This window comes from Solimicrobium silvestre (genome assembly GCF_002976435.1).
Classification (GTDB): Bacteria; Pseudomonadota; Gammaproteobacteria; order Burkholderiales; family Burkholderiaceae_D; genus Solimicrobium; species Solimicrobium silvestre.
Window position 1 is genome coordinate 40,804 of sequence record NZ_PUGF01000022.1, and the last position, 19,439, is coordinate 60,242.

At 46.8% G+C, this 19,439-nt stretch carries 17 protein-coding genes and 1 riboswitch; of the genes, 14 read left to right on the forward strand and 3 right to left on the reverse strand.

Annotation, left to right across the window (positions count from 1 at the left end; genetic code table 11):
• Positions 1-13 precede the first annotated feature (13 nt).
• Positions 14-577, forward strand: coding sequence for a uracil-DNA glycosylase family protein (locus S2091_RS18950; RefSeq protein WP_105533533.1), 564 nt, complete (start codon positions 14-16; stop codon positions 575-577).
• Positions 578-1,528: a DUF1853 family protein gene (locus S2091_RS18955; protein WP_105533534.1), complete on the forward strand. Its 951-nt coding sequence runs from the start codon at positions 578-580 to the stop codon at positions 1,526-1,528.
• 24 nt (positions 1,529-1,552) lie between these two features.
• On the opposite strand, the gene S2091_RS18960 is transcribed toward S2091_RS18955, so the two are convergent.
• Entirely contained in the window at positions 1,553-2,263 is a 711-nt protein-coding gene (locus S2091_RS18960; protein ID WP_105533535.1) for a hypothetical protein, read from the reverse strand.
• Between the two features lie 11 nt (positions 2,264-2,274).
• Positions 2,275-3,537 (reverse strand): lysophospholipid transporter LplT, encoded by a 1,263-nt coding sequence (lplT, locus tag S2091_RS18965; protein WP_105533536.1) that lies wholly within the window; start codon positions 3,535-3,537, stop codon positions 2,275-2,277.
• A gap of 283 nt (positions 3,538-3,820) precedes the next feature.
• Here lplT and alr point away from each other — a divergent pair, with 283 nt between their 5' ends.
• The 4 genes from alr (at position 3,821) to S2091_RS18990 (ending at position 8,992) form a co-directional block, all read left to right on the forward strand.
• Positions 3,821-4,912 (forward strand): alanine racemase, encoded by a 1,092-nt coding sequence (gene alr / locus S2091_RS18970; protein WP_105533537.1) that lies wholly within the window; start codon positions 3,821-3,823, stop codon positions 4,910-4,912.
• A 339-nt stretch (positions 4,913-5,251) separates the two neighbouring features.
• Positions 5,252-6,625, forward strand: a complete 1,374-nt coding sequence (gene radA / locus S2091_RS18980) for a DNA repair protein RadA (RefSeq protein ID WP_105533539.1) — start codon at positions 5,252-5,254, stop codon at positions 6,623-6,625.
• 51 nt (positions 6,626-6,676) lie between these two features.
• Positions 6,677-7,438 (forward strand): hypothetical protein, encoded by a 762-nt coding sequence (locus S2091_RS18985; protein ID WP_105533540.1) that lies wholly within the window; start codon positions 6,677-6,679, stop codon positions 7,436-7,438.
• Positions 7,439-7,945: 507 nt separating this feature from the next.
• Entirely contained in the window at positions 7,946-8,992 is a 1,047-nt protein-coding gene (locus S2091_RS18990) for a fimbrial protein (RefSeq protein ID WP_105533541.1), read from the forward strand.
• Positions 8,993-9,330: 338 nt separating this feature from the next.
• On the opposite strand, the gene S2091_RS19000 is transcribed toward S2091_RS18990, so the two are convergent.
• Complete coding sequence (locus tag S2091_RS19000) at positions 9,331-10,554, reverse strand: MFS transporter (RefSeq protein WP_105533570.1); 1,224 nt, start codon at positions 10,552-10,554, stop codon at positions 9,331-9,333.
• A gap of 142 nt (positions 10,555-10,696) precedes the next feature.
• On the opposite strand from S2091_RS19000, the gene S2091_RS19005 reads away from it, so the two are divergent.
• The 8 genes from S2091_RS19005 (at position 10,697) to S2091_RS19040 (ending at position 19,423) form a co-directional block, all read left to right on the forward strand.
• Positions 10,697-11,521, forward strand: a complete 825-nt coding sequence (locus S2091_RS19005; protein ID WP_105533543.1) for an AraC family transcriptional regulator — start codon at positions 10,697-10,699, stop codon at positions 11,519-11,521.
• 1 nt (position 11,522) lies between these two features.
• Positions 11,523-12,095 (forward strand): isochorismatase family protein, encoded by a 573-nt coding sequence (locus S2091_RS19010; protein ID WP_105533544.1) that lies wholly within the window; start codon positions 11,523-11,525, stop codon positions 12,093-12,095.
• Positions 12,096-12,313: 218 nt separating this feature from the next.
• Positions 12,314-12,598, forward strand: a riboswitch (cobalamin riboswitch).
• Positions 12,599-12,743: 145 nt separating this feature from the next.
• On the forward strand, positions 12,744-14,708 hold the full coding sequence (locus S2091_RS19015) for a TonB-dependent receptor (protein WP_105533571.1): 1,965 nt from the start codon (positions 12,744-12,746) through the stop codon (positions 14,706-14,708).
• Positions 14,709-15,117: 409 nt separating this feature from the next.
• Positions 15,118-16,152: a FecCD family ABC transporter permease gene (locus S2091_RS19020; protein WP_243405489.1), complete on the forward strand. Its 1,035-nt coding sequence runs from the start codon at positions 15,118-15,120 to the stop codon at positions 16,150-16,152.
• Between the two features lie 15 nt (positions 16,153-16,167).
• Positions 16,168-16,968, forward strand: coding sequence for an ABC transporter ATP-binding protein (locus tag S2091_RS19025; protein ID WP_105533545.1), 801 nt, complete (start codon positions 16,168-16,170; stop codon positions 16,966-16,968).
• Between the two features lie 31 nt (positions 16,969-16,999).
• Entirely contained in the window at positions 17,000-18,034 is a 1,035-nt protein-coding gene (cobT, locus tag S2091_RS19030; RefSeq protein ID WP_105533546.1) for a nicotinate-nucleotide--dimethylbenzimidazole phosphoribosyltransferase, read from the forward strand.
• Entirely contained in the window at positions 18,031-18,843 is an 813-nt protein-coding gene (locus S2091_RS19035; protein WP_105533547.1) for an adenosylcobinamide-GDP ribazoletransferase, read from the forward strand. The genes cobT and S2091_RS19035 overlap by 4 nt, the downstream gene beginning before the upstream one ends.
• A gap of 10 nt (positions 18,844-18,853) precedes the next feature.
• Positions 18,854-19,423, forward strand: a complete 570-nt coding sequence (locus S2091_RS19040) for a histidine phosphatase family protein (RefSeq protein WP_105533548.1) — start codon at positions 18,854-18,856, stop codon at positions 19,421-19,423.
• Positions 19,424-19,439 lie beyond the last annotated feature (16 nt).

Genomic DNA, 19,439 nt, shown 5'->3' on the forward strand with positions numbered 1-19,439 from the left:
CAAGGAAAACAGCATGTTGTTAAGCAGGTTAAATGAAATGTCGGTTGGGCCTCTCTGGGTATTGCGTAACCAGCCCGTGGCTCAATTGGAAACTCAAGCAGAATTTCAGTCCGAAATTCAGTCGAAAACTCAGTCGCAAATTCAGACTGATGCTTGCCCCGTTTGTGGGCAGGCATGGCTGCAATCTACACTGGAAGGTAGCTCAATTGTCGTCGTTTTAGCCGCGCCAATTACTGATGCCGCACAACAGAAATTATTGGACAACTGTTTGCAGGCAGCCGGGTGGCATGCAGAGTCATCTTGCTTTACTTTGCATGTGTCTTGCACATCGAGTCCAGATGCTTCGTTAATGGCCTTGCAAGCACAGATTGCCGCACAAACGCCTGAGCTAATTGTTGTCTTTGGCAGCACTGCCGCGACGATGATAAATGCTGAATTTAGCTCAGGGCAAATCGCTCAGTATGCAAATACCCGTTTAATTGTGACGCATCATCCGGCCGAAATGATCGCCAACCCCTCATTAAAAGCGCAAGTATGGGCCGATCTCTGTTTGGCAAAATTTGGCATAGTGGGCTAAATGAAGCTCTTTAGCCCACGAACGCCTAGAACGCCTAATTACCAGGCGCAGTTTCAACAAAGGTGGCCGCATTTAAATCATCCCCATGTGCGTAGTCTTGCCTGGTTGTTGGATTCGTCGATATTATTAAATACCAGCCATTCGCGCTGGGATAATCAATTGGCGCAACTGCCGCCGGTTAATCAGACTATCAACAACTGGTTGACTGAATTAGAGCAAGATTCCGAACCGTTAGTACATTTTTTAGCACTGCATCCGCACACACGGCTGGGCCATTATGCTGAGCATTTGTTGGCTTTTTATTTTAAATGGAGCGGCGAATTAGTTGCACATAGTGTCCAAGTGCGCTCACACAGAACAATTGGTGAATTTGATTTTTTATTGAACACAGCGAGTGGATTGCAGCATTGGGAATTTGCTTGTAAATTTTATTTATTGGTTGCGCCAGAAACAAAGTTATCCAACTATGTCGGGCCAAACTTGATGGATAACCTGAACGATAAATCTCACAAAATAATGGATGCGCAACTCATTTTAGGGCAGCATCCCGACGCGCAAAAGTACTTGCCTGCGCAGCTCAGCGCGGCTAAGGCTTTACTTAAAGGTTGGTTGTTTTATCCCGCTACCGATACGGATGCACTCGGCGAGGTAGCTCCGCTGCATTGCCGCGGGTTATGGTGCAGAATCACCGAATTGCAGCACTATGATGGAGACTGCTTCGCTATTTTGTCACGTTTGAAATGGCTGGCACCTGCTAAAGCGTATGAGTCAGAGACGATGAGTCGGAGTCAATTGCATGCCTTTTTAGAGCAGCAGTTTTTAAGTGATTCAAGGCCAGTTCTCATTGCCCACTTGGTGCCGGATGGCGAATATTTTGTGGAAACAGAGCGGATTTTTGTGGTGCCTGATGCTTGGAATCTGGATAGTTCTATTTTGGCGATATCAGATTAAATAAGTTCAGCAGTAAGATACGCTTCACTTCGAAATTTCATCGCAAATTTCATCTAATCTTTCCGGTGTATCTTTATTTTCTATTGAAAAAATAACCCGTTGGCGTTGTATCGTTTCAAATTGAGACGGCAGTATCATGGCCTTTTCCATGTCAGCGAAAAACACTTCGCATGCAGCTGGCAGTGGGTATTTTTCGCGCAAGTGCTTGTCATTTAAATTAACCTGCATCACCTGAATACCTACATCGCAGCGCTGCACAAGTTTTGCTGGATCAGTTTCATCTAAAACCAGCATTTCAACGATGGCATTATTCATTTTTTGTTGCGCAGAATCTGATCGGTCGGTTTTGAATGCAACTCTGTCCTCAAAGCTCTTCTTGAGTAAGGGTAAAAAATCAACGCATTGTTTTGGGAAATGGTAAGCGCTGCTGTAAGCCAAATTTTGGCGGATTTTAGTAGCGCAAAATTGCTCTTGATCCGGTGCGTTTTTTATTGATTCCATCAGTGAGTTAGTCATGGCAGTGACCATGCCAGCTTCATCAAGATTTTTCAATTCCGGAATTTTACTGTGATTTTTTTGTAAATATTCCGGACTGGTGACGATGCGCAAGGCAATTTGGCATTCAGTCGGCAGCACAGGGTGCTCGCCGAGCTGTTCAGCTCTTGCCACGTTCATCAAGAGGCTGGCAACGAGACTGGCAGCGAGGATGGATAATGCGCGAAATGTGTAAGACATAGCCGTATAAATTAATGTTTGTGCTCGCCAATCAACGCCAAAGAATCATGTTCGCGTTGATTGGCCCGATGCTTGCGCATCACCATGAGTGTGGATGACGAAACGAATAAGCCAAAGGCGACGATGATAATGTTGATAGATAAATCCGATTTAACCATGAGCGTGTACATCACCATCATAATTAAAATGGACACATTTTCATTGAAGTTTTGCACTGAAATGGAATGCCCTGCGCTCATTAAAACGTGACCGCGATGTTGTAATAAGGCGTTCATTGGTACGACAAAAAAGCCGGATAAAGCGCCAATGATGACTAATAACGGATATGCCACCCAAACCGAATGCACCATTGTCATTGACATGACGACCACACCCATCGCCACCCCGTAAGGCATGACGGATAATGATTTTTTAATTGGCACATAACGTCCGGCAGCGATCGCGCCAAAGGCAATGCCAATCGCAGAAACGGCTGGAATAACAGCGGCTTTATCTAACGGTAATTTTAGTGAAACTTGAGCCCAGTAAATCACTAGGAATTGTAAAACTGCGCCAGCACCCCAAAACAGGGTGGTGATTGCCAGCGTGATTTGGCCTAATTTGTCGCGCCACAACATAGCGCAGCAGTGACCGAAATCAGTTACCAATTCAATCGGGTTAGTGGCTTGTTTGGTATAGCGTGCGCCTGTGTCGGGAATGTATAAATTAAATATAGTCGCGGCAATATAAAGCACCATCACGATGGACAGCGCTGCTTCTAGCGGCGTTGTGATGTAAGAATGAATGAGGGGTAATTTGAAGCTGAGTAGTGTTGCCGAGACCTGCGGATTAATCAGCGCGCCACCAAGACCTGCACCTAAAATAATCGAAGCAACGGTTAGTCCTTCTATCCAGCCATTGGCGGCAACTAGTTTTTCAGCGGGTAGTAATTCAGTGAGAATTCCATATTTGGCCGGAGAGTACGCTGCAGCGCCAATACCGACGACGCCATACGCGACGAGTGGATGAACGTGGACAAACATTAAGCCGCAGCCGACGATTTTGATCACGTTGGTAATAAACATGACCCTGCCTTTAGGCATGGAATCAGAGAAAGCACCAACAAAAGCAGCAAGCAACACATAGGAGGCGACAAAGAAGAATTTCAGCATCGGTGTCATCCACTCGGGTGCGTTCATCTCTGCTAAGGCGTAAAAGGCTGCAATCAATAAGGCGTTATCAGCGAGCGAGGAAAAAAATTGCGCGCCCATGATGGTGTAAAAACCACGATTCATAAATTAGTTATCTCTATTCTGCAAATATTCATCGGGTGCTTTATACCATGAAAAACCGCTAAAACTGAGTTTGCGGCGGTGCAATATGGCAACTTCAAGCAACTTCGGGCAAGTTTGCGTAATTTTTATTTAAAATAATTACGCAAAAGAAAAATTCCAGATTGACTTTAATGGCTAGTTTGTATTTTTCTTTGGAAAATAGTACTTTTCACTACGGCACCTAACACTAGGGCTAGGCTCGGTTAAAATACAGGACTATTTAAATTACTTACCAACGAGCACTATGCCAAGACCGATCACCGCCACGATACATTTATCAGCACTGACGCATAACTATGCCATTGCGCGCCAACACGGCGGCGCTGCCAAAATTTGGGCCGTAGTTAAAGCCAATGCGTATGGACACGGTTTGGCATTCGCCAGACAGGCTTTTGATGGTGCTGATGGGTTAGCGCTGGTTGAAGTGGATTACGCCGTTAAATTGCGCGAAATGGGCTGGAATAAACCGATTATGTTGTTGGAAGGTTTTTTTCACGCTAGCGATCTGCCGTTGGTTCAACAGCATCAAATCGACATAGCCGTGCATTGCTTTGAGCAAATTGAATTGCTGGAAAAGGCAAATTTGAGCGCTGATGTGATTAAGGTGCATCTTAAAGTAAATGGCGGCATGAATCGTTTGGGCTTTCAGCCTGCTGATATTCCTGCGGCTTATCAGCGTTTGTGCGCTATTCAGGCTGTGCGGGTAGTTGAATTAATGATGCACTTTGCGAATGCAGACGATGAATTTAATCCGCGCTTACCGGTGGCTGAGCAGTTACGCCGCTTTGAGGTGGCACAAGCTAGCTTAGGTGAGGTTAAGTTGGAAATCAGTCTGTCTAATTCAGCGGCTAATTTATTAAATACGTCGATTCGCGAGTCTTGGGTGCGCGCTGGCATTATGTTGTACGGCGGCAGTCCAAGTAGCGCTGCTGCGGCAGATTTTGGTTTGCTGCCGGGGATGACATTACGCAGTGAGTTGATTGCGATACAAGAGATTCAGGCTGGCGATGCGGTTGGTTATGGAAGCCGGTTTGTGGCTAGTAAGCCGATGAGGATTGGTGTGGTGGCTTGTGGTTATGCTGATGGTTATCCGAGGCATGCGGTTGATGGCACGCCGGTATTGGTGAGTGGCGTTCGCACTTGTTTGGTTGGGCGGGTTTCTATGGATATGATTACGGTAGATGTGACGGATGTTGCTGATGCTCGGGTTGGGTCTGAGGTGGTTTTGTGGGGTAGGGGGTTGCCTATTGATGAGGTGGCTTTTGCTGCTGGGACTATTGGGTATGAGTTGATGTGTGCTGTTGCGCAGCGGGTTCAGCTTATTGTTGAGGATTGAGTTTTTGGTTTGTATGCTAAATGCGGCTTGATGTTGTTGAGTTTAGTAGGCCGGTGGTAGACCGGCAGCTACCTACCTTTTTTGCGTCGCCAAAAAAAGTAGGCCAAAAAAGGCGACCACGCTATTTCGGAAACCCCGATTTTTCTAAGAAAAAAAGGGAAAAGTTCGAAACTCGCCTGCGGCTCAAACAGCGAACCTTTCTGATCCTTTTTCCCTTAGAAAAATCGGCCGAACTAGAAGTGGGGGTAGGTCAAAATCAACTTCAACGGCAACTTCAAAAGCAACTTCACGATCACGAATCATTTACTTTCACACTAAATAAAAAAACTTAAAGCATTTATGGCAAAAATTAAAACGAATTACAGTTGTACTGAATGTGGTGGGGTTGCTAATAAGTGGGCGGGGCAGTGTCCGGCTTGTGGGCAGTGGAATACGTTAGTGGAGAGTTTGGTTGAAACGGGAACTAACCGGTATTCGCAGGCTCCGCAGAGTTTGGCGCAAACTGCGCCGGTGTTGCAACTATCGGAAATTGATGCGCTGGAAGTGCCGCGCTTTAGTACCGGGATTGATGAGTTTGACCGGGTGCTTGGCGGTGGCCTGGTTTCTGGCGGGGTGGTGCTGATTGGTGGTGATCCGGGGATAGGGAAATCAACTTTGCTGCTGCAGGCATTGGCAGAAATGGCTAAGCATAAGCGGGTGTTGTATGTGAGTGGCGAGGAGTCTGGAGCACAGATTGCTTTGCGCTCTAAGCGCCTCGGCGTGGAAAATTCTGAGCTTAAACTGCAAGCTGAAATTCAGCTTGAAAAAATTCTTTCCACTTTAATTCAGCACAAGCCACAGGTGGTGGTGATTGATTCGATTCAAACCATGTATTCCGATGCGCTGAGTTCAGCTCCAGGCTCGGTTGCGCAAGTGCGTGAATGCGCTGCGCAATTAACACGTGCAGCTAAGCTGTCCGATGTCACTATTATTATGGTCGGGCATGTGACTAAAGAAGGTGCGTTGGCCGGGCCGCGTGTGTTGGAGCATATCGTTGATACGGTGCTGTATTTTGAAGGCGATACGCATTCTAGCTTCCGCTTGGTGCGCGCTATTAAAAATCGGTTTGGGGCAGTTAATGAGTTGGGCGTATTTGCCATGACGGAGCGCGGCTTAAAGGGTGTTTCTAATCCTTCTGCCTTGTTTTTGTCGCAGCATGACACACCTGTACCTGGTGCTTGCGTGATGGTGACGCAAGAGGGTTCGCGTCCGTTGCTGGTAGAAATCCAGGCCTTGGTCGATGCCTCCCACGCGCCGAATGCACGGCGCTTGTCGGTAGGTTTAGAGCAGAATCGGTTGGCGATGTTATTGGCGGTATTGCATCGCCACGCAGGTATTGCTGCGTTTGATCAGGATGTGTTTATCAATGCGGTTGGTGGGGTGAAAATTGTTGAACCGGCGGCGGATTTGGCGGTGTTGATGGCGATTCATTCTTCCATGCGCAATCGCCCCTTGCCGCGTGGTTTGGTGGTGTTTGGTGAAGTTGGTTTGGCCGGCGAGATTCGTCCGGCGCCACGTGGTCAGGAACGGTTGCGCGAAGCGGCTAAACTTGGGTTTACTATTGCATTAATCCCTAAAGCCAACGCACCTAAACAGCAGATAGACGGTTTGCAGATTGTTGCGGTAGACCGGATAGATCAGGCATTGAGTAAATTGCGTGAGCTTGAAGAATAATTGTTTGCTACCATTATTTAATATTTTAGATGAATATTTGAAGGAAGAGTTATGCCATTTTTAGGTTTAGGCTTACATATTTTCGTAGCCATATTTTTCGCCATACATGCGATACGTTCAGGTCGGGAATTGTACTGGTTGCTGATTTTATTTATGTTTCCCTTGTTCGGTAGCGTGGTGTATTTTTTCGCGATATTTTTGCCCAGCCTGAAGTCAAATACGCATGTGCAATTAGGCTTGCGTAAAGTAACTACTGCTGCAGTAAATAGCATAGATCCGGGACGTGAATTACGCGACGCGAAGGCGGCATATGAATTTACGCCTACCGCACAGAATCAATGGCGTTATGCGGATGCGCTCTTGGCTGCGGATCAGGTGGCGGATGCGGTGCAGCAGTTTGAAATATGTTTACAAGGCCCATTTGCCAAGGATTTGGAAATCCAGTTTGCTGCAGCAAATGCACAATTACGTTTTCAGCAGCCAGAAAAAGCGTTGAATTTATTGCTGGCGATTCGCGAAAGTAGTATCACATTCCGCACCGAAGCCGTGACCTTGTTATTGGCGAAGATATATGCGATGCAAGGTAATAAGGTCGCGGCTAAGCAAGAGTTTGAGCAAGTCGTAACACAGTTTGGCAGCGTGGAAGCTCGGGCTGAATACGCAATTTGGGCCGCGCAAAATGGCGATATGAATACAGCCCAGCATTTGCGTGCCGAATTGAATGACCTTAAAAAACATTGGAATAAAAATTCGCGCGCACAGTATCAGCCATTGCTGGTGAAGCTTGAAAGTGTGTTGCAAGGTCAGCAATAACGAAATGTGCTTCGTAGGGGTGTCTCATGTGGACACCTTTCTCAAACTAACTAACACGGTCGGCTCCTGGCAAACAGGTACTCATACGGGATGATGTAGCCGGGAACGCCGGCAGCATGCTTCCTTGGCGACTAACGGTAGTTCAGCCCTAAATCCACTTAAAACAAGATAGTCAGTTGCGCGGAGCTCCCGAGGCTTCGTTACCCATATCCTTTATTCAAACACCGACATGACCACACATAACAGAGCTCCTTTGATCAAGGACTTCCGGCATAGTCAGCTGTGTGGTTGTTTCAGCATTTGCCTGCCATATATAAATATTGTCTTTAAATTATGCTAAAATAGTCACTTAAATTTAAGCGAAGACTGATTGCGCCTTATCGATGAGAGCAAGTATCTTTTCTTTAAAAAAAGCGTTGACGTTTATTGATTGAAGTAACGAATTTCTATCTAAATATGGATGAAACATGGTTTTATGAGAAAGCAATCTTCTTATAAAGTTTCCTCATGTCAATAGAGTTCATAATAAAATTAAGGTATGACATGTTGCAGCTAGCCATTAAAAAATATCGATTAAAGTACGGTGTGTATACGTTGTTTTTAGTAATGTGTTTGGTTTGTGCAGGGCAAGCCCAAGCTACTGCGCCAGAATGCACTTGGACTAGCGTGCAACTTTCTCCTCAGATAACCACATTAGAGGTTACTCCCATTGTTGGAAACGTTCCTTATAGGGGGGAGTTACGCGTTGATTACAGTTGTTTCTTCTATGGTGCCGGGTCGATCGCAATTACGCCAAATATTGGTGGCGCTGGGGGTAAAGGTATGCCTCTCTATTGGACGACAGGTCTATGGATTGTCGCTACCTTTGTGCCATCGACAACAAACACTCTTGGGAGCAGCTGCTGGAGTAATGGTGGGGGTATAGCCGCGCCAGATTATGCGGTGGTTACCTTGAGATCAGACCGCAGACAAACCTGTACTGGCGTACTGACTCAGCCGTTTAGAATAGAAGTTAGGTCTACTCCAGTTGCGGGAACTATATCAAAGAGTAATGCTAATTCGAAGTATAGATCTTGGGTGAATATTCATGGAAGTAAACCGCCATTTGGAGATTTGCCTGCTGATATACCCGTATCTGCAGCGATATGTACGTTATCGACGCCAAGCATGGTAGTGAGATTGCCGTCTACGACGAATACATTGCTGTCAGTTCCGGGGGCGGTCGCTGGTTTAACTCCTTTTACAATAAGCTTGAGAGGTTGTAATGGTTCCGGGCGTACTTATTTTGCGCGAGCTTCTTGGTCATTTATTCAAGGGGTGTCGGATAATGTTATTGCTAATACCGCGACAACTAATCCGGCAGCTAATGTTCAGGTGCAAATGTTGGATAGTCAAAATAAGCCCATTGTTAATGGGAAGCGAACTGATTTGGCGAAAATTGTAAGTGGTCAGAATGCGTATGACATAACCTATCATGCTCAATATTACGCGAAGGGTGCCGCTGGTGCTGGCAAAGTGGAAGCGGTGGCGTATTACATCATTAGTTATGAATAGTTGTAGTTCAATTTTTAAATTTCTTATGGATTATTTTTTGGTAAGTCATTGTTTTTCTATGAATATTGAAGTGCGGTAGCATGGAAACCAAAGTGAGGCGGTGATTTGATCGATATTGAAACTCAATGACCGCCCGAAATCTCCTCATCCCATTAGAAATGACGGCCATTGCCTCTGCTAATGCCGTCTTCGTCCACGCGGGAATATCCTCCTTCTTAGATGACTTCGCCCTGTCCAGTCGAATGAACTTGAGATCGCCATGTTTAGTTGTTTCAACCGCTGCGATAAAAAAGGGGAGCTTTATTTTCAACACGCCCTATGTAATTGTTTAAGTGGTTTCAATTGGCTTGCAATGCGCCGGCTCCATGCGCAGTTCGCTTACCTACATTTACCGCAGTAAGCAACGCTAAAATCTGAAAAATACCGATGCAAATGAAGACCCATTTAGGTTGGTTTGCATCCAGAATAACGCCGAATAGCAGTGGCGCAAGCGCTAAACCACTATCTAAACCGGAATACACCACGCCATAAACGCGCCCAGTCGCATTTTTAGGCGCGGCTGCACGTATCATTAAATCCCGTGATGGACCGGCTATTCCCGCGCCAAAACCGACTAAACCCATTAACCCGACGATGAACCAGCTCGGCAACCAGCCAGTTGCTATTAGCCACATGACGCTGCCTGATATCAAAAATGCCCACGCAATGATGTAATCATGACGACTGGTTTTGCTGGCTAAAAATCCGCCAATGACCATTCCGAGAGCCGAAGCAATCATGTAGCTGGTGTAGGCAGAAGTGGCTAAGACTAACGACATGGCGTACATGCTTTGAAGGCTGGCGACTGCAAAACTTTGAATGCCGCCTAATGCCAGCGCGATAATCAAGAAAAAAGCAAAGCATTGCCAAACGGCTGGAAGTCGTAAAAAATTTAAAACATGTTCCTGGTTTTGCACTTGATGCGCAGTTTTTTTAGCGATTTTTGTTTCCAAAAAATGTCGATTAAAAAGTAGCAGTGCCAATATGGAAAATGGCAAAATAGCGGCAGCTAGTAACGCACTATGCCAATTGGTGGTGCTTGCAATACCAACTAAAAATAGTGGAGCACAAACCCAGCCCAAATTGCCGGTAATGCCGTGTACCGAAAATGCATAGGCTAAGCGTTTTGGTGAAATGCGCTGATTTAATATCGCGTAATCAGCGGGGTGAAATACGCTATTACCTAATCCGGCGAGCATGGCGCCTAATAATAAAATCGGGTAACTCGACGCATATCCCAGCACCAAAGCGGAACAACCTAAGCACAGCAGGCCAAAGCACAGCACCTTTAGTGCACCAATTTTATCGACGACAAATCCTGCCAGGGCTTGCCCTATGCCGGACACAATAAAAAACACGCTCATTAACCAACCTAATTCCGCATACGAAAGTTGAAATGCCTGTTTAATCCACGGAAATAGTGGCGCTAAAATGAGATGGGAAAAATGGGAAATACTGTGAGCCAATCCGACTAAACCTATTACTTTTGCGTCTTGCCGCAGTGACGTATCTTGATTCTGCATATGCATCCTTGAAGTGAAGTGCGACACAGTTTAGCGAAGATTTCCGCGACTGTTTTTTGATGGAAAGCCAGTTTTTGTCGAATAACAGACAAAACAAGCTATTCCGATTAGAATAATTGCTTCACTTCTTGAAGAGGTTGCCGTGTACGTCGTAAACCATACCAATGCCCATTCTTCTTGTTTAGCCCCGACGGTAGAGCGACCGGTACGCGTGGTGGGGCGCGATTTAACGAGTAACGCTACCTTGGCTGCGCACAGTCATTTGTGGGGGCAATTGACCTATGCTTTGCAGGGGGCAATTCGAGTTACGGTGGGGCGCTATACATGGATAGTCCCACCGCTACGCGCAATTTGGATTCCAGCTAATGTTGAGCATGCCGTGACGACATTGGAAGCGGTAAGATTGCGGCCATTGCATGTGTTGAGTGATATTGCTCCGTTCCAAGATCAAGCTAATATTGCGGAGTGCATCGTGTTGGATGTGTCGAATTTATTGCGCGAGCTGATGCTGGCTCTTGCAGAGTTGAATTTGGCAAGTGAGCGTGAAGACCTGTTGACGAAATTAATTCTGAGTGAAATCAAACAAGCCACTCAACTTCCATTGCGGATTACTTTGCCGCGAGATAAACGCTTAATTCGTCTATGCAACTCCATTATTGCTAACCCGGGCAATAAGTTGACACTGGCAGATTGGGCCACTCAGGCGGGGGCTTCAGAACGTACTTTGGCGCGCTTATTTGAGCAGGATTGCGGCATGGGATTTGGCGTGTGGCGCCAACAGGTACGGTTGGCGCATTCATCGCATTTAGTGGCACGTGGGTTACCACTGTCGCAGGTCGCTTTAGAGCTTGGCTATAGTAGTCAAGCGGCGTTTTCAAGTATGTTTAAAAAAACCTTTGGCGTAACACCTTCGGTATTTTTTAATAGTGCAGGAACTAATGTGACTAACCTGAACAGGAAAAATTAAAATGACTGAGATTACCAATACGTTAGCCAATGCCGCTAGTTCTATCCTGATAGTGATTGATTTTCAGGCCAAGCTGATTCCGTTAATTTTTGACGGCGCACAAGTAACGCAACGCGCCCTGTTGCTGGCGCAGGCGGCCAAGTTGTTGAAAATCCCGGTTTTCGGTACCGAACAGCAGCCGCTACGTTTAGGCGCAAGTATCCCGTCATTGGCTGGTTTGTATGATTTGTCAGTGCAAAAATCCACGTTTGACGCTTGCGCTGAACCGGCATTTTTGGCCGCGCTAGAGCAACTCAGTGCGGAGCCAGCGCGCGATGAATTATGCATAGTCGGTTGTGAAGCGCATGTGTGTGTATTGCAAACCGTGCTGGGGTTGCTGGAGCGAGGTTGGCGCGTGAAATTGGTGGTCGACGCTATCGGTTCACGTCTGGAAAGTAATAAGTTACTGGCCGTACAGCGAGCGGCGTTGCATGGCGCAGAAATAGTCAGCTCAGAAATGCTGATGTTTGAATGGTTGCGTGATAGTGAACATCCGCATTTTCGTGAAGTGTTAAAACTGATTAAGCCGATGTGAGCTGGGCTACACAGTTGCTCAGCGTACGAATGAATTCTTGCAAAATGCGGTGCAATTGTCGCGCTTAAGATGAAATTCCTGCATTTTCATATGCTCCGATGGTTTTATAGTTATTTCATTAATTTTAAAATAACATGTGGCGGTATTCTAAAACATAAAATTGGAATCATTTTTCCACAGCAATCTCACACGCTGCTTGCTGTTAAGCACCACAAACATTAGAATGGCGCTGTTTTGGTGCTCGCAGGCATGTTCATGTCGGCGGTTAAACGGGAAACATCCGCATTAATAGGTGAATTTAGAGCTTAAAGTCAGGCTTAAAATTTCACCTCAAACTAATGCGCTAGTGTGCTGCCCCCGCAACGGTGATAAAGCTCTGTAGTAAGCCATTGGCTTCTACCGATACGCTTTCTTCAAAAACCACTGTGTCAACTACGTTGGCATGGGAAGGTAAGAGAGTTAGATTTGTCAGCCCGGATACCGGCCAAAATAGGTGATACGTGCTTGGTTAGTTCCAGCCATGTATTGTTCAACCCAGCTTACGGGACGTTGGCTGGTTGCCCCTTTACTTGGTTTTTTATGATTTCCTCCCAATTTTTACGCTCTACCGCGACGGCTTCTGCTCGGCCTTTTTTGAAGCCACAAGCAATGTCATTAGCAATCATTAGCGCCTTAGCGTCATTAACTTGCGCTAGCGCTTTTGCTCAGACTTCCCAAACTACTTCTGGCACAGATAACACCGGCAGCGACGTTGCACCTGTCGTTATTATCGGCTCACGTTTTCCAAGTTCCCCAGATTTAGCGCCGATTGGTGCCACGGTGATTACTGCCACCGATATTCGCAATGCCGGTGTTGATAACGTCAATGAAGCAATCCGCAAATTAGGCGGTGTATATGGACGTCAGAATTTATATGGCACAGCAGATTTTGATCTGGACATGAATGGCTTTGGTGCAGATAGCGCAAATAACCTGGTGATCTTGCTGGATGGCGTGCGTATATCTGAAAGTGAACAATCGGTTGCTTTGCTTTCTTCGATTCCAATTGACTCCGTAGCGCGGATTGAAATTATGCGCGGTGGTAGCAGTGTTTTATATGGTGACGGCGCAACTGGCGGCGTGATTCAAATTATTACCAAGCAATTAGGCCCAACACCATTGACCGGTTCTATCACTACCGAATTGGGGCAATTTAAAGACCGCGCTGGACGCGCTTATTTATCGCAAGGCGGCGATGGTTTTAATCTTAGCCTGAATGTGAACGATCAAAAATCAGATAACTATCGCGTTAATAATGCCGTTACCCAGCAAAATTTAGGCGGCGCGGCAACCTGGTATTCCGACGCAGGCCGCATTGGTTTGCGGATTGATATTGCGCGTCAAGATTCCGGTTTTGCTGGCTCGCTGACTTTAGCGCAATTTCAGCAAGACCCGCGACAAACTTTTACCCCATACGATAACGGCTCTATTGCAACAGATCGTTATACAGCGTTTGGCGAATATAACTTCGGCGCATGGCAAGTAGCGGCAGAGTTATCAACCCGCGAAAGAACTTCTGACGTAACCTTCTTTAATGGAACGGTACCATCACCATCAAGTTTTACCGGGCGTCAAACTGAATTTACGCCACGGTTGCGTAATATCACCGGTGTGGATGGCATGCGTAACGAATTTGTGATCGGTCTTGATTTCATGGATTGGAATCGCCAATCAGAGGGTAGTTATTCTCAGGATTACGCAACCCAAAAATCACGGGCAATTTATTTCCGTGATGAGATGAAAATTGATCAGGCACGTATCGCCTTTGGCGCACGTCGTGAAGTGTTTGATAAAACATCGACTGATCCTGTCGCCTTTTCTCAAGATAACTATACCGTTGTACAAGGTGTTAATGCATGGGAAGTGCAAGGTAGTTATGCGTTTGCACCAGTTGTTAATGTGTTTGCTAACGTTGGACAGAGCTACCGTGTAGCGAATGTGGATGATAACTCTGAAACGACAGTGCCAAATACCCCGTTGTTGCCACAGCTTTCGCATGATTTAGAACTGGGAACTACGTTGGGTGATGCTAACCAACAGCTGATAGCGCGCTTTTTCCGCCATGATATTACTAACGAAATTTACTATTTCACGAATGTGAGTTTCCCTTATGGCACTAACATGAACTTGGATCCAACCAAACGTCAAGGTATTGCATTAGATGCCAAATATCGTTTGTCCAAGGAATTCCGTTTAACAGCGCAAGCGCAGCACGTTGACGCAGTATTTACTGCAGGTGTGAATGACGGTAAGGAATTGGTATTAGTGCCTAAAAATACTGTTTCTGCGCATTTAAACTGGGTGCCGGGTAATGGTCAAAATGCCTATATCGGCGGGCAGTGGGTTGATAAACAGCGTTATGGTGGTGACTTTAGCAATACCTGTGCAGCAATGATTCCTTCGCACGCTACGTTGGATGCGCGTTATTCGCAAACAGTTGGGGCTTGGGAGCTGGCTGTGGCAGGTTCTAATTTGACTAATAAGCAGTATTTTTCTAATTCTTTCTCGTGCATGGGATCGATTTATCCTGATGATGGACGGCAGATGAAGGTGACATTGCGGTATAGTTTCTGATTGTTTTTTACCTGATTATGAAATTGCCACTTCGGTTTATTAGCGGCCTGTAGGCCGGTGGTAGACCGGCGGCTACCTGCCTTTTTTGCGTCGCCAAAAAAGGCGGGCCAAAAAAGGCGACCACGCTATTTCGGAAACCCCGATTATTTTACGGATAAATGGGAAAAGTTTGAAACTCGCTGCGGTGTAAAATCCTTGGGTACCTGTGGGAGACTTCCCTGCAAGGGAAGTCCGTTCCGCAAGCGTGGAGCATGCTCCACGAAACCCTTGCTCCACCTCAGACAACGAACCTTTCTGATCCATTTATCCGTAAAATCATCGGCCGAACTAGAAGTGGGGGTAGGTCAAATGCAACGTCAAAAGCAACTTCAACCGCAACTGCAACTTCATCCCCTAAATTAAGGATCACGTGTCAATTCCCTTCAATCAATCCTCGCGCCGGGCGCAATTAATTTTAGCTTCGTTACTGCTGGCATCGTTGTTTAGCTTAGCGTTGGCTTGTTGCGTAGGATCTGTTTCGTTGTCGTTTTCTGAGTTGTTGCATGCGGTTGTCGAGTTGCTACAAGGCGCTCCGTCCAGTTTGAGTGCGACCTTGTTCGAGCTGCGTTTGCATCGGGCTTTGTCGGCGTTTGTTACTGGCGGTTCGTTGGCGCTGGCTGGCGTGTTGATGCAGGCGTTATTGCGCAACCCATTGGCCGATCCGTATGTGCTTGGAATTTCTGGTGGGGCGGCAGTGGGGGCGTTAACGGCCATTCTGCTTTGTGGTGCGGCTTGGATGGTGGATCTGGCGGCGTTTGGTGGGGCGGTTGCTGTGTCTGGGCTATTATTTTTGTTGGCTTATAAAGATTTTAAAGGTAGTGGTAGTTCCGAAGGGAGTACGCCTACCTTGCTGTTGACGGGTGTTATCGTTAGTTCCGGCTGTTTGGCATTGATTACTTTGTTTCTTTCTATTTCTCCTGACAGCCGGTTGCGTAGCATGGTGTTTTGGGTGATAGGCGATTTGTCTGGCGCGGAAGTGCGGTATACGCCCTGGATAGTGATGCTGGGTATATTGGCTTATGTGTGCAACATGGCGCGGGTGATAAATGTGGCTGCCTTGTATGCGGATAGCGCCAGTACCTTGGGCATTTCGGTTGGGCGTTTGCGTAAAATATTATTTTTCTGTGCTGCGTTACTCACTGCAAGTGCGGTAAGTAGTGCTGGCAGTATTGGCTTTGTTGGTTTGATCATGCCGCATGCTTGTCGTTTTGCCTGGGGGCCGGATCACCGGTTATTGTTGCCGGCATCATGTATTGCTGGCGGGTGTTTTTTAGTATTGGCAGATACCATCGCGCGTAGTTTGATCGCACCGATGCAATTGCCGGTTGGCGTGATTACCTCTTTAATTGGCGTGCCGCTGTTTTTAGTGCAACTGCATCAACATCGCCGTCATCAGGTTAAGTAAAGGTTAAGTAATTCCGTGAAACTACAAACCAAAAATTTAACGCTTTCCGTTGGTAAACGATCCTTAGTTGCCAATTTAAACTGGCAAGTTAATGCCGGTGAATGCTGGTGCATTATTGGACGTAACGGGGCTGGTAAAACCACCTTGTTGCGGTGTTTGGCTGGCCTTTTTGATGTGGCCGCGAATGCCGGCGAAGTGTTAATTAATGATCGATCATTAGCTAAATGGCCGCTGACCGAGCTAGCCAAAGTACGTTCTTATTTGCCGCAAGGGCGTAATGATGCCTTTGCTTATCGGGTAATCGAATCCGTGCTCGGTGCGCGGCATCCGTATCACGATGGACATTATTGGGAGTCTGACCAAGACTTGGCCGCAGCCTATGCGGCATTAACAGAATTAGATGTGGCCGATTTGGCGGAGCGCGATGTGCGCAGCCTTTCTGGCGGTGAACGGCAGCGCGTGGCGATTGCTTCGTTGTTGGCGCAAGATGCGCAATTAATGTTGTTGGATGAACCCACTAATGCGCTTGATCTGGCACATCAGATCAGCGTAATGCAAACTTTTTCCCAGCGTTGTAAAAATCAGCAAAAAGCACTGCTGATGGTAAGTCACGACCTCAATTTGGCATACAGCATTGCGACCCATGCGCTGTTATTAATGGGCGATGGTAGCTGGCAAGCCGGGACGGTATTAGAAATAATGACAGAGGCCAACTTGAGTCAATGTCTGGGGCATCCGATTGAAATGATCTGGCATGGCAAACAGCGTCTTTTTTTACCTGTTCAAGCTCAACTTTTAGCACAAACCTTTAACTAAACCTTTAGGCCATGCATTGCATGGAAAAATTATGCATATTTCCTCCATAGAATCGACTCAAGATCTCGTGCTTTCAACCTTGTTGGATGTTGCCATCAACAATAAAACCAAACCACTCGGTAGTTTGGGTATGTTGGAGAAAATCGCTAAGCAAATCGGCTTAATCCAAAAATCAACCCATCCAGCGTTAAACGATCCGGCAATTTTGGTGTTTGCTGGTGACCACGGAGTGGTTGCTGAAAATATTTCTGCGTTTCCGCAAAGCGTCACGTGGCAAATGGTCGAAAATTTTCTGGCGAAAGGCGCGGCGATTAATGTCTTCGCACGCCAAAACGGTTTTGCCTTGCAGATTGTTGATGCGGGTGTAAATCATGAATTTGGTCAGCGCGACGGTTTGATCAATAAAAAAATCGCACCGGGTACGCGTAATTTTGCGCAAGAACCAGCAATGTCGCTGGATCAATGTCAGCAAGCCTTACAGTCTGGCGCTGCATTGATCAACGCCCTCAAGGGTAACGTGGTCGGTTTTGGTGAAATGGGTATCGGTAATACTACTGCCGCCGCCGCGCTTATGCATAAATTAACCGGCTTGCCGGTAGCTAAATGCGTCGGCGCCGGGACTGGATTAGCACCGGAAGGCATAGTGCATAAGCAGCGCGTTATTGAGGGTGCTGTGGCTTTCCATGCGAATGTAGTAAATCCTTTGGAAGTGCTAGCCACCTTTGGCGGTTTTGAAATTGCCATGATGACGGGCGCGATGCTGCAAGCAGCCAAACAGCGCATGGTGCTGTTAATTGATGGTTTTATCTGCACCAGCGCGCTCTTGGTTGCTGCAAAGTTGCAGCCTGAGGTGCTTGACTATTGCGTGTTCTCCCACTGCTCAGATGAGAGCGGGCATCAAGCGATGTTGCGTTACCTTGGCGCGCAACCGTTGTTGCAACTTGGCTTGCGTTTGGGGGAAGGTACCGGCTGTGCTTTGGCTTACCCTTTAGTGCAAGCTTCAGTGAATTTTTTGCGTGATATGGCAACCTTTGACTCAGCGCAAGTGAGCGAAAAAAAGGAATGAGCTTTTTCACCAAAGCCGGTGCGTGGAGCTTGCAGCAAGTGCGGTTGTTTTTTATTGCATTGCAATTTTTTACGCGGATTCAAATTCCACAATGGGTAGGATTTGAAGCCGACTGGTTGCATCACGCTGCGCGTTATTTTGTGTTGGTTGGTTTGGTAGTTGCCAGCGTTGCCAGTGCAGTGTACGTCTGTGCCGCTTTATTTTTGCCACACTTGGTGGCGGTATTGCTGTCGACTATTGCCAGTATTTATTTAACCGGCGCTTTCCATGAAGATGGTTTTGCCGATGTTTGCGATGGATTCGGTGGCGCTAGTTCCAAAGAACGAGTGCTGGAAATAATGAAAGATTCACGCATCGGCGCATACGGTGCGATCGGCATTATTTTAATGCTGGCACTGAAATGTAGTGTGCTGTTTTATTTGCCCGCACCAGCACTGATTGCCACCTTGTTTATCGGACATGCGCTCTCGCGTTTAGCCGCGACTACCTTGATCTGGCGGCTGAGCTATGTGCGTGCCGAAGGGAAAGCTAAACCGTTGGCAGAACGTATTTCTACCGGTGAATATATAACAGCCATGCTGACTGCTTTGCTTCCTATGATGATTTGCGGCGTTACAGGCTGGCTTAGCTGGTTCAGTATGTTGATTGGTGTCGTGGCGGTTGCGTTAGCTGGGCTCTGGTTAAGTGCACTATTTGTGCGACGGATAGGTGGCTATACGGGAGACTGTTTAGGTGCGGTACAACAGTTTTCCGAGGTGGCTTTTTATCTTGCCATATTGGCGACGCTACGCACTTCCTTTTACCCTTAGCTAAATAATTATGCGCATCTATCTGGTACGTCATCCGCAACCGGAGATTGGCAAAGAGTTCTGTTACGGCAGCACTGATTTGGTTGTTGATCCGCATGAGTTGGAGAAGGTTTTAGCATCACTGATGGTCCACTTGCCGAAAGATGCGCTGTTATTTTCCAGCCCGTTGCAACGTTGTGCTGGATTAGCGCAGGCTTTAGCCGAGCATATGACGACCTTAATCAAGTTCGATGCTCGGTTGGTTGAAATGAATTTCGGCACCTGGGAATTACGCGCATGGAATGACATCCCGAGAGCAGAAATAGATGCATGGGCTGAGGATGTGGTTAATTATCAGCCGGGTGGCGGGGAATGCGTATTACAGATGGCGCAGCGTGTCGCTTCCTTTTATCAAGAGCTTTGTTTGCATCAGCAGGACAGTATTGTCATCTGTCATGCAGGAACTATCCGTTTGTTATTGGCTTGCCATCGTGGTTTAACGCCATTACAGATGGCGGATTTTGCTGCAAATAATAGCCATCAAATCGGCTATGGAGAGATTGTTACGCTGGCATGCACGGTGAAACCAGTGCGGTTTTGAACATTTACATAGTACT

Coding starts and splice junctions, on each gene's coding strand:
- S2091_RS19010 (WP_105533544.1), top strand. CDS start 11,523: ATGACTGAGATTACCAATACGTTAGCCAATGCCGCTAGTTCTATCCTG.
- S2091_RS18985 (WP_105533540.1), top strand. CDS start 6,677: ATGCCATTTTTAGGTTTAGGCTTACATATTTTCGTAGCCATATTTTTC.
- S2091_RS18955 (WP_105533534.1), top strand. CDS start 578: ATGAAGCTCTTTAGCCCACGAACGCCTAGAACGCCTAATTACCAGGCG.
- S2091_RS19000 (WP_105533570.1), bottom strand. CDS start 10,554: ATGCAGAATCAAGATACGTCACTGCGGCAAGACGCAAAAGTAATAGGT.
- cobT (WP_105533546.1), top strand. CDS start 17,000: ATGCATATTTCCTCCATAGAATCGACTCAAGATCTCGTGCTTTCAACC.
- radA (WP_105533539.1), top strand. CDS start 5,252: ATGGCAAAAATTAAAACGAATTACAGTTGTACTGAATGTGGTGGGGTT.
- lplT (WP_105533536.1), bottom strand. CDS start 3,537: ATGAATCGTGGTTTTTACACCATCATGGGCGCGCAATTTTTTTCCTCG.
- S2091_RS18960 (WP_105533535.1), bottom strand. CDS start 2,263: ATGTCTTACACATTTCGCGCATTATCCATCCTCGCTGCCAGTCTCGTT.
- S2091_RS18990 (WP_105533541.1), top strand. CDS start 7,946: ATGTCAATAGAGTTCATAATAAAATTAAGGTATGACATGTTGCAGCTA.
- alr (WP_105533537.1), top strand. CDS start 3,821: ATGCCAAGACCGATCACCGCCACGATACATTTATCAGCACTGACGCAT.
- S2091_RS19040 (WP_105533548.1), top strand. CDS start 18,854: ATGCGCATCTATCTGGTACGTCATCCGCAACCGGAGATTGGCAAAGAG.
- S2091_RS18950 (WP_105533533.1), top strand. CDS start 14: ATGTTGTTAAGCAGGTTAAATGAAATGTCGGTTGGGCCTCTCTGGGTA.
- S2091_RS19035 (WP_105533547.1), top strand. CDS start 18,031: ATGAGCTTTTTCACCAAAGCCGGTGCGTGGAGCTTGCAGCAAGTGCGG.
- S2091_RS19015 (WP_105533571.1), top strand. CDS start 12,744: ATGTCATTAGCAATCATTAGCGCCTTAGCGTCATTAACTTGCGCTAGC.